A 14,243-nucleotide genomic window follows, 5' to 3' on the forward strand; every position below is an offset into this window, starting at 1 on the left:
GACGATCCGCAGCAAGCCAGAGATTTCATGTCAATCGAAGAAAAACAAAAGCCGCAACGCAACGATCGCGTGACGATCCGGACGGTGGCAACTCACGCAGGCGTATCGGTCGCAGCGGTTTCCAAGGTGATGCGAAATGCCTACGGCGTCAGTGATGCGCTGCGCGCAAGGGTGACTGATGCCATCGAGGCACTCGCATATCGCCCCTCGCGGGCAGCTAGAGGGCTGCGTGGCCGGAGTTTCACCATCGGAGTGCTCCTGATCGATATCCGCAATCCTTTCCTTCCGGAGGTGATTGCCGGCGTAAACGGGGTGCTGGCGCCTTCGCACTACCAGGCGATGATCGGCGTCAGCGATGCGCGCGTGCAGCTGGAGACGTCGTTGATCGAGTCGATGATCGACTACAAGATGGACGGCCTTATCCTCGTTGCGCCGCGTTTGCCCTCGGAGATCCTCGCAAAGTTCGCAGTCCAGATACCGATCGTCGCGGTCGGTTACCACGATGCCAGCGCTACGGCCTTCGATACCGTCAACGCAGACGATCAGCGCGGCGCGGAGATCGCCGTGGAAGCGCTTCTGGCCTGCGGTTATCGCGACATCGAAATGCTCAGTCTCGGCGAGCGCCAGGGGCACGCGGTCTCCGTCGTCCGCCAGCGTGAGATCGGATTTCGCCGGGCGATGCAGCGTGGCGGGCTCGGCTCCTCGCCAGCGATCGGCAAAATTCCCATTGCTTCGCCGAAGCGGGAAGAGGCGATGCGAAAGTTCCTATCGAGGAAGGACAGGCCGCGCGCCGTTTTCTGCTGGAGCGATCTCGACGCGATCACCCTTCTGAGCCTAGCTATGGAGATGGGTGTGCGCGTGCCCGAAGATCTCGCCGTCATCGGATACGACAATTCGTCGACCGCAGCACTCGGCCTCGTCAACCTCGCAAGCATCGATCAGTCGGGCAGGGAGCTCGGTCAGGTCGCAACCCGGGCCCTCATTTCCAGAATAGAAGGCCGCACCGCTTCCGAGCATATTCTCCAGATACCATCGCTGGTCAGCCGCAACAGCCTGACCCGTTCCGGCAATTCCACGGACAGATAATAGCGACGACGGCCGGCTTGCTGTGTTGCTTGCCGTCGTTCTCAGCCGGATTGAAGGGGGCTGCCGCAAGACTGCCGCACGACCAGGCGACAGGGCAATTTGGTGATGCCGGCAGGGACCGGCTCACCCTTGGAGAGGCTGAGGATTGCCAGGCCGGCGCGATGGCCCAGTTCCTTCAACTCCATGTCGATGGTGGTCAGCGGCGGGCGCGTTTGCCGTGCGACGACCTCCCAATTGTCGAAGCCGACCACGGCGACATCCGTGGGAATCTCCACATTGAGGTCGCGTAGCGCGTCGATGACACCGCGGGCGATCTCGTCGCTGCCGCAGAAGATGGCGTCGGGCTTTGCGCCGGGCCGGGCAAACACCGACTGAACGGCCTCGTGACCCCATTCCTCCGACCAGTCGCCGAACATCGCTTCGGCACCGTCGCCGCAGGCGTCAAGATAGGATTGGGCGCGGATGCGAGCGGCGAGATAATCCCGCGGTCCGGTGATGTGGAGGATCCGCGATCGACCGAGTTCTTTCAGGTGGTCGACGGCGAGGCGGGCGCCCTGTTCGTCATCCGGAAAGAAGGTGACGCTGTCAGCCGGCCCCTCGGCAAAGACGTAGACGACGGGTATCGGCAGGCGGGACAGCTGGACTGGCGGCGTGAGGTCGAGGCGGGTCGCGGTGAATATGATGCCGTCGACCTGCCGGTCGAGAAGCGCCTCCAGATGCAGCTGGGCGAGCCTCGGATCATTATTCGTGGCGCAGAGGAAGACGGACACGCCGTGATCGACCAGCACCTCCGATACCCCGGCCGCCATCGGCAGCGTCAGTCGGCCATAGGTGTCGTTCGTCAGCATGCCGATCGCATGGCTTCGCTTGCTTAGCAACCCACGGGCGAGTGCATTGGGCCGAAATCCGATCTCCTCCGCCACGCGCCGGACCCGCTCGCGTGTTTCGGCATTCGTCCGGCCGGTGTCGTTCAGCGCGTTGGACGCCGTCGAAATGCTGACGCCTGCAGCCTTCGCCACATCATAAATCGTCCGTCTTCGATCGCCCGTATTCTTCAAGTGCCGCCTCATAGTCGATTCATGATAAAAGCTTTTAGCAGAAAAAAATGTGCTGTTAAAAGGTTTTATCAAACTCACATCATATTTTTGCACACAGACTGTCGACACCAAAAAATTTCTGATCTAACGTCCATTTCGTCCGATGGCCTGAGGCCTGAACGAGAAAAAGGGGAACAAGCATGCTTCGACTGAAAACGACGATCACCGCTCTTGCACTGCTGGCAAGCTCTTCTCTCGCCGGCGCCGAAGAAATCACCCTATGGGTGCGCACGTCGTCCGGCGCCGTCCTTCAGGGGTTGGCAGACAAATACAACGCCTCTCACTCCGACAAGGTCAATGTCACCCAGATCACGGCGGAGCAAATGGTGCCGAAGCTGGGTGCGGCGATTGCCGGCAGCGCGGCTCCTGACGGTGCCGTGCTCGACCTGATCTATCTCCCGACCTTTGCCGCCGCGGACGGTCTCGAGGATATCTCCGACTTCGTGAAGGGGCTGCCTTATTCCGCGGCCATGAGCCCGTCCCACATCCGCCTTGCCACCTATGACGGCAAGATCTACGGCGTGCCGGCCCTGCCGGATGCCTCCATCATTGCTTATAATACCGATCTGTTCACCAAGGCCGGCCTCGATCCGAACAAGGCGCCGGCGTCGATGGAGGAGATTGCCACCGACGCCAAGAAGATCGCCGCGCTCGGCAACGAGACCTATGGCTTCTATTTCGTCGCTAATTCGGGAAGCTGGCTGATCTACGATTTCCTGCCGCATCTCTGGGCCGCCAGTGCCGATGTGCTGAGCGATGACGGCCGCAACGCCACGGTCGATACGCCGGCGCTGCGTGAGACCATCGCTGCCTATCGCGATATGTGGAAGGCCGGTGCGATCCATCCCACCTCGCGTTCCGGCAACGGCAACAATGCCGTCGAGGCCTTCGCCTCGGGCAAGGTCGGCATCCTGATGACCGGCTCCTACATCGTCAATCTGCTGACCAGCAAATATCCCGACGTGAAATTCGCCGTCGCACCGATCCCCGGACCGAAGGGCGGTGAATCGAGCTTTGCCGGCGGCGATACGCTTTCCCTGATTAAGGGCATCAGCGAAGAGAAGAAGAAAGTCGCGCTCGACTTCGTCAATTTCTACATGCAGCCCGAGCAGCAGGTCTACATCACCCAGGAATCGGGGATGCCGTCGCGCACCGACCTCGCAGCGGAAGCCTATGCGAAGTTCGACCAGCGCAATCTCGTCGCCTACAATATCCTCGCCAAGGGGCGCACGCCTTACACATTTTCGTCCGACGAACTCTTCGTCAGCCGCACCGGACCCTTCCTCAATCTGATCCAGGGCACGATCTTCGGCGACGATGTCGACGGAACGATCGCCAAGACGCAGGCCGACTTCACCCGCATCCTTGAACGCACCAATCCGGACTAAGCCAACGCGTTTCGGCAGGGTATCTGTGGATGCCCTGCCGTCCATTTCACATCTCGACTTTCAAGCGGAAGGAGGAGTTGCGGTGGTATCCTCGACACTTCGCAGCCGGAGGCGCGCAGTCGCGACCGGAGAACCCGAGCCAAAGGGTTGGCTTGGTCTTGCCTTCATCCTGCCGGGCTTGCTGTTCATCGTCGTGCTTTTCCTCGTGCCGCTTGTCATGACGGTCTGGATGAGCTTCTACAACTGGCCGCTTCTTGGCCGGACGAAATTCATCGGCCTTTCCAACTATGCCGAGCTGATCGGCGATACCCAGCTCTGGCATTCCCTGGGTTTCACGCTGCTCTACACGGTGCTGGTCACGGCTGCGATCTTCCTGGTGGCCTTTCCTTTGGCGCTGCTCGTCGACCGGCCGCTGCGGATCGCCGGCTTTTTCCGCACGATCTATTTCATGCCCGTCGTCATCGGCTTCGGGGCGGCCTCGACATTGTGGATGTGGCTGCTCAATCCCGATAGCGGCGTCTTTGCGCAGTTGCTGCGCGGAGCAGGCATTATCGACAGCGCCCCGAGGCCGCTCGAAAGTTTCTGGCCAGCACTCGGCGTCGTCATCCTAATGGTCGTCTGGAAAACAGCGGGCTTCACGATGATCATCCTTCTGACCGGCCTGCAGAGCATATCCAACGACGTCATCGAAGCCGCCAGGATCGACGGCGCCAGCGTCTGGAGCCGGTTTCGCCGTATCACGCTGCCTTTGATGAGGAACTCGGTCGTGCTGGCGCTCGTCCTCAACGTCACTTCGTCGATGCTGGCCTTCGACCAGTTCTTCATCATCACCCAGGGCGGCCCTGAGAACAGCACGATCTCCGCGGTCTTCTCGATCTATCTCGCGTCGTTCTCATCCTACCGTCTCGGTTATGGCTCGGCGATCTCCTTTGCCTGCTCGTCGTCCTGGTGGCGATCAGTGCGATCCAGTTCGTCCTGCTGCGCCAGCGGCCGGAGGAGGGTTGATGGAACGGCTCAATTATAATCTCGCGGCGAAGCCGGCGAGCGAGCGGCTCGGTTATCTCGCCTTCGTTCTGACGGCATGCGTCTTTGCCGTCTTCTTCGTGATGCCGATCGTCTGGTCCTTCGCCAATTCCTTCAAGCCCGCGGCCGCAGCACTTGCCGATCCGGCAGCGCTTTTCTCGAAAGCCTTCTCGCTCGAAAATTACCGCCGCCTCGAACATGTCGGCGCCGGCTGGTACGTCTATGCCGGCAATTCGGTGCTGATCGCTGCCGGAACGGTGATCCTGACGGTGCTCGTCTCGGTGCCGGCGGGATACGGCTTTTCGAAATTCCGCTTTCCCGGTCAGTCGCTGCTCTTCGTGCTGATCATGGCGACGATGATGATTCCGTTCCAGTCGATCCTGACGCCGCTTTTCCTGATCCTGAAAGTCTTCCGGCTGCAGAACAGCCTTCTCGGCCTGGTGCTGATCTATGTGACCTTCCAGCTTCCTTTTTCCGTTTTCATGATGCGCAACGCCTTCGACGCGGTGCCGAAGGCGCTGATCGAAGCGGCGCGGATTGACGGTGCTTCGCAGGCGACGATCCTGCGCCGGATCATGCTGCCGATCGCGCTTCCCGGTGTCGCCACCGTTGCGATGTTCGCCTTCCTGAATTCCTGGAACGAATTCCTCGCTGCCCTCATCTTCCTGTCCGATCAGAACAAGTTCACGCTGCCGATCATGCTGGTGAATGTTTCGTCGGGCATCTACGGCATCATCGACTGGGGCGCGCTGCAGGCCGGCATAGCCGTGACCATGGTCCCCTGCATCCTGCTTTTCCTTCTCTTGCAACGATATTACGTGCGCGGCCTGACGGCCGGCGCCGTGAAGTAACAGCGCTCGTCCCGCTCAGGAGTCCTCATGACCAGCTCACCTCGCTTTCAACCGGCACGCGCTGCGGGACGGCAGCGATACAGGCCTGCCGACCATACCGGTGTCGTATTCGATGGCGGTTTCTGGCAGAGCTGGACCGAGACGGTTCGCAACGTCACCATCCCGACGCAGCACAAGCGGCTGGAAGAGGAGGGCTTCCTCGAGGTGCTCGATTTTGACAAGCCGGCCGGGCCGCTGGTGCGCCCGATCCAGCCGAGCGGACTGTCGATGCAGCATTTCTTCGATTCCGATTTCGGCAAATGGATCGAGGCCGCAAGCTACACGCTGAAGGCTCACCCGAATGCTGTGCTCGAAACGAAGATCGACGCTATCGTCGAAAAGCTCGAAAAAGGGCAGATGGCGGATGGCTACCTCAACAGCTGGTTCATTCGCCGCGAGCCGGACAGGCGCTGGACCAATCTGCGCGATCTGCACGAGATGTATTCGATGGGCCACCTGCTGGAAGGGGCCGTCGCCTACTACGAGGCGACGGGAAAGCGTCGTTTCCTCAATGTGATGATCCGCGCCGTCGACCATATCATCGCCACCTTCGGCGCGGAGCCCGGAAAGCTCAGGGGTTACGATGCCCATGAGGAAATCGAGCTGGCGCTGGTCAAGCTCTATCGCGTGACGCGCGATCCGCGGCATCTGAAGCTTGCGACCTATTTCGTCGACGAACGTGGCCGGATGCCCTCATATTACGACGAGGAGGCTCGCAAGCGCGGCGAGAGCCCTGATGATTACGTCTATGAGACATATGCCTATAGCCAGGCCCATATGCCGGTGCGCGACCAGCACCAGGTCGTCGGACACGCGGTTCGCGCCATGTATCTGTTTTCTGCGATGGCGGATCTCTCCCATGAGAACGACGATCCGACATTGAAGGCGGCCTGCGACCGGCTTTTCGACAATCTGGTCAGCCGCCAGCTCTACGTGACCGGCGGCCTTGGCCCATCGGCATCCAATGAAGGGTTCACCCGGGAATTCGACCTGCCGAACGGGACAGCCTATGCCGAGACATGCGCAGCCGTAGCGCTCGGCTTCTGGAGCCATCGCATGGCACAGGTCGATCTCGACAGCAAGTTCACCGACAGGCTGGAAACGGTGCTCTACAACGGCGCGCTTTCCGGCATCTCGCGCGACGGCGAACATTATTTCTATGAGAACGTCCTTGAAAGCCACGGGCAGCACCGCCGGTGGAAATGGCATTACTGCCCCTGCTGCCCGACCAACATTGCCCGTTTCATCACGTCGCTCGGCCAATATTTCTATTCCACGGGTGATCATGAGCTCGCCATCCATCTCTACGGCACCAATTCCGCCGAACTGACAGTCGGCGACAACTTCGTGCGCCTGATCCAGGAGACGCAATATCCCTGGGATGGTGACATCAGCCTGCGGTTCGCCGTCGAGCGGCCAAGCCGGTTTCAGCTTCGTCTTCGCATCCCCGGATGGTGCAGGCAGGCGCAGGTCTCGGTCAATGGTGCTGCCGTCGATCTCGATCAATGCGTGACGAAGGGTTATGCAGCAATATCAAGGGAATGGCGCAATGGTGACGAGGTCCGCATCGGCTTCTCGATGCCGGTCGAGCGCATCTACGCGCATCCTGCCGTCTCCGAAGACGGCGGACGCGTCGCACTGCGGCGCGGGCCTGTCGTCTATTGCATCGAGGAGACCGACCTCGGCGGCGAGCCGCAGCGGCTCCGCCTGCCGGCATCTGAGGAAATTTCTGCCCGTTACGATGCCGCGCTTCTCGGCGGAGCGACCGTCCTCGAAGGCACTGCGCTCGAAGCCGATATAGCCGATTGGCAGAATGTGCTCTATCGCACCGCGCCTCCCTCGCTAAAGGAGCGGCCCTTCACGGCGATCCCCTATCACCTCTGGGCCAATCGCGAGCCCGGAGCGATGGCGATCTGGTTGCAGGAGGTCTAGGAGAAAACCATGGCACGGCTGGAACTCAAGAGCATCGTCAAATCCTATGGCATCTACGAGGCCGTGCGCGGCATCAGCCTTGACATCGAAGACAATGAATTCGTCGTTTTCGTGGGCCCGTCGGGATGCGGAAAATCGACAACATTGCGCATGATTGCGGGTCTCGAACACATTACCGGCGGTGATATCGTGATCGGCGACCAGGTCGTCAACCGGCTCGGCCCGGGCAAACGCGATATCGCCATGGTCTTTCAGAACTACGCGCTCTATCCGCACATGACGGTGCGGGAGAATATTTCGTTCTGCCTGGAGCAGCAGAAGCTCGCCAAGAGCGAGATCGACGCGCGTATCATCAGGGCGGCGGAAACCCTGCATATCAGCGAGCTGCTCGGCCGGCGCCCGGGCCAGCTTTCGGGCGGCCAGCGCCAGCGCGTCGCGATGGGGCGTGCGATCGTGCGGAACCCGAAAGTCTTTCTCTTCGACGAGCCGCTGTCTAACCTCGATGCCAAGCTTCGCGTGCAGATGCGCACGGAGATCAAGCGGCTGCACCAGCTGTTGCCGACGACGACCGTCTACGTCACACACGACCAGGTCGAGGCGATGACCATGGCGGATCGTGTCGTGGTGATGAATGGTGGCATCATCGAACAGGCGGGACCGCCGCAGGCGCTCTATCATCGGCCCGTCAGCCAGTTCGTCGCCGGCTTCATTGGCTCACCGTCGATGAATTTCCTGTCCGCGACGCTGCTATCAGGAGAGAAGGGTCTCGTCGTCAAACTGACTGACGGTAGCGAGCTTCCGGTGCCTGAGGCGCGCGCCGGCGACTATGCCAGCCATGTCGGCAAATCAGTCGTGTTCGGGATCAGGCCGGAATCGATCACCGACCGCCAGGCCCGTCCTATGCCGACATCGAAGCTAAGATTGATCTTGTGGAGCCACTCGGGCCGGAGACCATGGTCTATTTCGGCATCGGCGAGGCAAGTCTTTGCGCCTGCATCGATCCCGAGAGCGGGCCCAGGCCGATGTCGACTATGCCGCTCTCGTTCAACATGAACCAGATGCATCTGTTCGATCCGGCGACCGGCCGGTCGCTGGCGCTTGCCTGAACTGCAAACACGGAAAGGCCGGCAACCGCGGGGTCGCCGGCCTCGTTGATCAGGCAGCCTGGCGGATCTTCGAAGGACGCGTGGCAGCGGCCTTCTCGACCATGGCGGTGACTTCGGCGCGGCGGGCACCCGAAAGCGGCAGGCGCGGCAGGCGGACGCGCTCGGAGCCGCGGCCCATGATCTGCTCGGCAAGCTTGATCGACTGCACGAGATCGTGTTCGGCATCGAGGTGCAGAAGCGGCATGAACCAGCGATAGATCTTGCGGGCCTCTTCCCAGTCGCCGCGTTCGGCGGCGGCAACGAGCTGCACGGATTCCTCCGGGAAGGCGCTGGTCAAGCCCGAGACCCAGCCCTTGGCGCCGAGCATCAGGCCTTCAAGCGCTACGTCGTCGAGACCTGCGAAGATATCGAAACGATCGCCGAATTCATTGATGAGATCGGTGAAGCGGCGCGGATCCGGCGCACTTTCCTTGACCGCCTTGATGTTCGGCACGTCGGCAAGCACCTTCAGCACATCGGCGCCGATATTGACGCGGTACGCCGGCGGGTTGTTGTACAGCATGATCGGCAGCGAGGTCGCTTCGGCGACGGTGCGGAAATGTGCAATCAGCTCTTCGGGCTTCGGCACATAAACCATGGCCGGCAGCAGCATAAGTCCGTCGGCGCCGAGCTTTTCGGCGTCGCGAGCATAGGCGACGGCACGGCGCGTGTCGAATTCGGACACGCCCGTCACCACGGGAACGCGGCCGTTGACGACCTCGACGGCAGCTTTCAAGATCGTGCGCTTCTCCTCGGGGTCCAGCGAGTTGTTCTCGCCACATGTGCCCATGACGATCAGTCCATTGACGCCATCGTTTACAAGCGCGTCCTGGACGCGCTGGGTCGAGGGCAAATCAACGGAAAGATCTTCGTTGAACTGTGTCGTTACGGCGGGAAATACGCCCTTCCATCCTGTGGTCATTGATCGAGCCTCGTTGAAATTAGTTGCCTTATATACAAACTGTCGACAAGATTCAATGATGTGAGCTTACAAATTTGAGGCCCCCCGAAGACCGACATTGCGGGAATCGGCCGAAACGAAATACAAGGCTCTAACGAAAGAGGGCGGACGAATGCGGAACGACGCGGAAAATGTGCGGGTGCGCGGCTCTGGCACGCAGAGCGTCTATGTGACGCTCAGGCGGGAAATCCTGTCGATGGCGCTGGAACCCGGCAGTCCGCTCGACGAGGTGCGCCTGTCGGAACGTTTCCGGATGTCGCGGACTCCCATTCGCGAGGCGCTGTTGCGACTCGCCGCCGACGGGCTCGTCACGACGCTCCCGAACAGGAACACGATCGTTGCGACAATCGATTTCGCAAGCCTGCCCACCTATTTCGAAGCGTTGACGCTGATGTACCGGGTGACGACCCGTGGCGCGGCGCAACGGCGAAACGGCGACATCATGAAGACCGTCCGCCGGCATCAGAAGGACTTCGCCGATGCCGTTGCCGCGCGCGATGCCTATGCGATGATCGAGGCGAACCGCGAATTTCACGTCGCGATTGCCGAACTTGCCGGCAATTCCTATTACACCGCCTTCTTCGCCAGGCTGCTCGACGAGGGCCGCCGCATCCTGCGCCTTTACTACTCGACATTCGACGACCGTCTGCCGCGCCAGTATGTCGACGAACACGAGGAGATCATCGCCGCGATCGAGGCCGGTGACGTCGAGCGGGCCGACCGCCTGGCGATCGCCCACGCCGGGCAGATCGTTCGCCAGATCCAGGAATATATCGCCCGCGACCTGGATCGGCCGGTGGCGATCAGCATGTCCTGATGCGACGAGAGCAATGAACCGTTCGAGCCTCAGGGGGCGAGGGGGCCGCTCTGCTCCCTGACCAAGGTCATCAGCCTGCGCAGGACAGCCGCCGATTGGCGGACACCGTCGTGCTCGAATTCGTTGGTCACCCATGCCTGCACGTTGGCGACGTGGCGCGCTGTTTCGAGCGAAAGCCCGGCATCGACATACATGTCGTCATGATAGATGACGGCGGCGACCGGCACCTCATTTACAGCGAGACGTGCCGGGGCATAGAGCGGCACGTAGCGCTCATGCGTGGCCAGCGCCTCGACACCCGCCCTGAAAGCCCTGAGCGAGCGAATTTCCTCGAACATCCAGGGATACATCATCTCCCCCGTCAACAGCAGCGGCCGCCGGTCGCCGGCAAAGGCCGGATGCTCGGCGCGGATGCGTTCGGCCGCCCAGGCACTCGGCGTCCCGGCCTGGCCATAGATGCTTTCCTGCAAAACGGCGAAGAGCGGATTGTCGTCATAGGAGGTCAGCGACATCACGGACGCGAGGAAGCGATCAGAGAGACGGTCTTCATTGGGACCGGAGAAAGCCTCGTCGACCAGCCAATGGATGTTCTCGTAACCCGGCGCCATGCCGAAATCGATGCCGATAGTCTGAAAGCGGCGAACGGATAGGCGATCGCCATCGGGCAGCCGCACCTCGTTGGCCTCGATATAGTCGGCGATCCGGCTGATGCGCTCGGCATCCCCGGGGTAGCGGCGGTAATAGGCGGCGTTCTTTTCGGCGACGCGCGGGTAGGTGCGCCGATAGACATCATCGGCCGTCGCCCCAAGGCCGGCAAGGCCGCCGGTGACATAACAGGCGGAAAGTCCCTCCGGCGCCTTCGAGAGATAGGTAAGCGTCAGGAAGCCGCCATAGCTCTGGCCGAGCGTCTGCCAGCGTCCGCCGCCGAAGACGGTTTTCCTCAGATGTTCGCAATCGGCAACGATGCTGTCGGCACGAAAGAGGGTGAGATAGTCGGCTGCGGCCCTGCCGTCGGCAAAGTGCTCCATCGTCGCACTTTCGATCCGGCTGCTGCGCCCAGTGCCGCGCTGGTCGATCAGGATAACGCGGTGCGTCTTCAGGGCTTCGGCAAGCCATGGCGGCCCGCCATTGCTCGGCCGCGGCGATTTTCCGCCAGGGCCGCCTTGCAGGAAAGCCAGCAACGGCAATGTTTCGCGACGGCGGGCGGGATCGCATACTTCGCGTGCGAAAACCCGGATCGTCTCCCCCTCCGGCTTCGACCAATCCAGGGGAACGTCGACCATATGATCGCGTATCAGCATGCCCGGTATGGTGTATTCGACCGCCATCGCCATCTCCTCATTTTTCATGTCGACATATTGCCTACAGCGGCATTAGTGTCGGTTCAAGCTGCAAGGCGAGGGCTTCATCGATCTGGAAGCGCAGGAAAAGCAGGAAGACAACATGTCATGGCAGCATACGGTACCCCGCATAACTGAGGACGAACGGCAGAACCGCCTCGCCAGGCTTCGCAAAATGATCGAAGCCGGAGGCTTGGCTGCCGTGCTTCTTGGACCGACCGAAAGCCTGCGTTACTTCACGGGGCTGGTCTGGCATCCGAGCGAGAGGTTCCTCGGCGCGCTCGTCACGCAAGCGACCATTTCCTACATCGTGCCGGGGTTCGAGCGCAGCCGTGTCGAAACGCTGCCGCATCTGCCGGGGGAAATCCTGGTCTGGGAAGAGGAGGAGAGCAGCGCCGCTCTCATCGCCCGCCTTGTTGCCCAGGGCGGCAGACTTGCCCTCGACGATGGTTTGCCGCTTTTCTTCTATCATGCATTGGCAGCGGAGATGGGCGAGGCGAGGCTTGCCGATGGCGGGCGACTGATCCGCGACCTGCGTTGCATAAAATCGGCCGCGGAGATTGCCCTCATTCAGTATGCGATGGACCTGACACTTGACGTCCACAGGCAAGTGCATGGGCTTTTGAAGCCGGGCATCAAATCATCCGAAGTGGTGGATTTCATCGACCGGCAGCATCGCCAGGCCGGCGCCGATGCCGGCTCGACATTCTGCATCGTCTCCTTCGGCGCGGCGACCTCGCTTCCGCATGGCGCCGACGGCGATCAGGTCCTTGGTCGCGACGACGTCATTCTCGTCGATACCGGCTGCCGGATCGACGGTTATCATTCCGATATCACCAGGACCTATATGCTAGAGGGCGGCAACAGCGCGTTCGAACGGGCTTGGTGGATCGAGCGCGAGGCGCAACAGGCCGTCTTCGACGCGGCCCGGATCGGCGCCGCCTGCTCGAGCCTCGACGATGCGGCCCGCAAGGTGCTTGCCAAACACTCCCTCGGCCCCGACTATCGCCTGCCAGGTTTGCCGCATCGCGCCGGTCATGGCCTCGGGCTCGAGATCCACGAGGAACCCTACATCGTTCGCGGCAACGACGCGCCGCTTGCCGCCGGCATGTGTTTTTCCAACGAACCGATGATCGTCTTCCCCGGGGAATTCGGGATCCGGCTGGAAGACCATATGTACATGACCGACGAGGGACCGTGCTGGCTCACCAATCCAGCGGCAGGACCGACCGAGCCATTCTCCTGAGCGGGCACCATCTCCTGCCCGCTCTCGTCCGGCAGATCCAGCAATATATTGCCCGCGATCTCGACCGACCGCTGGCGATCAGCCTATCCTGAAGCGACAGGATTCAAGAGGCGGAGGCTATCCCAGCCTGAACGTTGGCGATATGGCGGTTGGTTCTCGCGGCATCGGACATATCGACGGGACCCAGGGCTGCCTGCAATTCGATCGATAAAGTATTTCTTCGCAAACGTTACTTGCTTTCTGACGTAGTACAAGGTTGACTGCGGTTAAACCTGCAGTGTTGAGGATAGGATGATGGACTTGTTCAGAAAGGATGAGGATGACTCCGCGCAATTGCAGAAAATGACACTGAATGGTAGATATAGAAATATAGCAGCGATGCTTTCGGTTGCAGTGGTTGTCTTTTCTGTATTCTTGATATCGCTTGGCGCTTTAATCGAATTTTTTCAACCTGAGTTTTTTCCAAACGTCATTCTCGATGACGTCCCTTTGCACTACATCGCCTGGTTCATGATTACCTTCGGGATAACTATCGTTGTCATCAACGTGATTTTGGCAGCAAGACGGGAGATCGATCAAGAGAGAGCAGAAAAGATGCTTCCATCGGATATGGTCGAGATCAAAAGGCAGGCTTTGCGTGACCTGCGGACGCATCGAAACTGGTATGCGCGATCCTCCAGGGTGAATCAGTATCTCTGGAATTTTCTCACATTGGGGATCATCGTTCTGAGCGGCCTCTCTTCATTATTTTCGGCTTATGGCACGATTATCCCCCAATGGCTCCCAATGGCGACCTCCGCGCTCGTGGCGCTTTTCGGCACGATCATTGTTCAATTCCGCATCCGGGACGTCTGGCAATTGAGAGAGCAGGGAAGGGTCGAAGCGGAGATGCTCGTCGCCGAGGCTCATCTCATTGACATAACGGATGAGCTAGCGACGCTCAAACAGGCCGTCGCTCTTAGAAAGCGCGCTCATGCGCTGGAGATGAAGCAACTCAACCAGTTCTTTGTAGGGACCACCGCAGCCAATCCCTGAGCCCTTGTCGGCATTCGGCGGCGGGATCGACCGAGCCGTTCTCCTGAGCGGGCGCCATCTTGCCCGCTCAGGTAAGCCAGCTCACCCGCGCTAGAGCCTTTCCGGGTTAGATTGAAGCATTCTGCCGGAGCAGATTTTCGTCAGGGCAGAGGCGATTGGCGACGGGCATACCTCCCGGTACGTCCGAGCCGATCGCCTTTGATCCTGGCGGAAAGATGCCCGGCCCTTCGGGTTGGCTGAAACGGGCCAGCTGATCGACCGGCCGGCTTGGCCGTAGAACTGG

The 14,243-nt window shown here is 60.6% G+C and carries 10 protein-coding genes and 2 pseudogenes; 9 read left to right on the forward strand and 3 right to left on the reverse strand.

From position 1 onward, the window contains the following. Positions 1 to 27: 27 nt before the first annotated feature. On the forward strand, positions 28 to 1,086 hold the full coding sequence (locus AC1D2N_RS31495) for a LacI family DNA-binding transcriptional regulator (RefSeq protein ID WP_130654043.1): 1,059 nt from the start codon (positions 28 to 30) through the stop codon (positions 1,084 to 1,086). A gap of 41 nt (positions 1,087 to 1,127) precedes the next feature. Here the strand turns inward: AC1D2N_RS31495 and AC1D2N_RS31500 are convergent, their stop codons facing one another. Continuing rightward, positions 1,128 to 2,144 carry a LacI family DNA-binding transcriptional regulator gene (locus AC1D2N_RS31500; RefSeq protein WP_018246727.1) on the reverse strand — a complete coding sequence of 339 codons (1,017 nt, stop codon included), beginning with the start codon at positions 2,142 to 2,144 and terminating at the stop codon, positions 1,128 to 1,130. 179 nt (positions 2,145 to 2,323) lie between these two features. Between AC1D2N_RS31500 and AC1D2N_RS31505 the strand changes: the two genes are divergently transcribed. The 5 genes and pseudogenes from AC1D2N_RS31505 (at position 2,324) to AC1D2N_RS31525 (ending at position 8,522) form a co-directional block, all read left to right on the forward strand. Further along, a complete protein-coding gene (locus tag AC1D2N_RS31505) occupies positions 2,324 to 3,571 on the forward strand; it encodes an ABC transporter substrate-binding protein (protein WP_130654042.1) in 1,248 nt (415 codons plus the stop codon). Positions 3,572 to 3,653: 82 nt separating this feature from the next. Further along, a pseudogene (locus AC1D2N_RS31510) lies at positions 3,654 to 4,576 on the forward strand (carbohydrate ABC transporter permease). Continuing rightward, a complete protein-coding gene (locus AC1D2N_RS31515) occupies positions 4,576 to 5,445 on the forward strand; it encodes a carbohydrate ABC transporter permease (RefSeq protein WP_112907901.1) in 870 nt (289 codons plus the stop codon). Before AC1D2N_RS31510 ends, AC1D2N_RS31515 begins: the two are co-directional and overlap by 1 nt. 27 nt (positions 5,446 to 5,472) lie before the next feature. Beyond that, complete coding sequence (locus tag AC1D2N_RS31520; protein WP_130654041.1) at positions 5,473 to 7,416, forward strand: glycoside hydrolase family 127 protein; 1,944 nt, start codon at positions 5,473 to 5,475, stop codon at positions 7,414 to 7,416. Positions 7,417 to 7,425: 9 nt separating this feature from the next. Continuing rightward, positions 7,426 to 8,522: pseudogene (locus AC1D2N_RS31525) on the forward strand (ABC transporter ATP-binding protein). 49 nt (positions 8,523 to 8,571) lie between these two features. Here the strand turns inward: AC1D2N_RS31525 and AC1D2N_RS31530 are convergent. Continuing rightward, positions 8,572 to 9,483 (reverse strand): dihydrodipicolinate synthase family protein, encoded by a 912-nt coding sequence (locus tag AC1D2N_RS31530; RefSeq protein ID WP_018446088.1) that lies wholly within the window; start codon positions 9,481 to 9,483, stop codon positions 8,572 to 8,574. A gap of 151 nt (positions 9,484 to 9,634) precedes the next feature. Between AC1D2N_RS31530 and AC1D2N_RS31535 the strand changes: the two genes are divergently transcribed. Further along, a complete protein-coding gene (locus AC1D2N_RS31535) occupies positions 9,635 to 10,339 on the forward strand; it encodes a GntR family transcriptional regulator (protein ID WP_018446087.1) in 705 nt (234 codons plus the stop codon). 29 nt (positions 10,340 to 10,368) lie between these two features. Here the strand turns inward: AC1D2N_RS31535 and AC1D2N_RS31540 are convergent, their stop codons facing one another. After that, positions 10,369 to 11,667 carry an alpha/beta fold hydrolase gene (locus AC1D2N_RS31540; protein ID WP_130654039.1) on the reverse strand — a complete coding sequence of 433 codons (1,299 nt, stop codon included), beginning with the start codon at positions 11,665 to 11,667 and terminating at the stop codon, positions 10,369 to 10,371. A 115-nt stretch (positions 11,668 to 11,782) separates the two neighbouring features. Between AC1D2N_RS31540 and AC1D2N_RS31545 the strand changes: the two genes are divergently transcribed. Further along, on the forward strand, positions 11,783 to 12,925 hold the full coding sequence (locus AC1D2N_RS31545) for a M24 family metallopeptidase (RefSeq protein WP_028732348.1): 1,143 nt from the start codon (positions 11,783 to 11,785) through the stop codon (positions 12,923 to 12,925). A 294-nt stretch (positions 12,926 to 13,219) separates the two neighbouring features. Continuing rightward, positions 13,220 to 13,960 carry a DUF4231 domain-containing protein gene (locus tag AC1D2N_RS31550; RefSeq protein WP_018246736.1) on the forward strand — a complete coding sequence of 247 codons (741 nt, stop codon included), beginning with the start codon at positions 13,220 to 13,222 and terminating at the stop codon, positions 13,958 to 13,960. Positions 13,961 to 14,243 lie beyond the last annotated feature (283 nt).

Source organism: Rhizobium sp. P1_B8 (assembly GCF_056406515.1).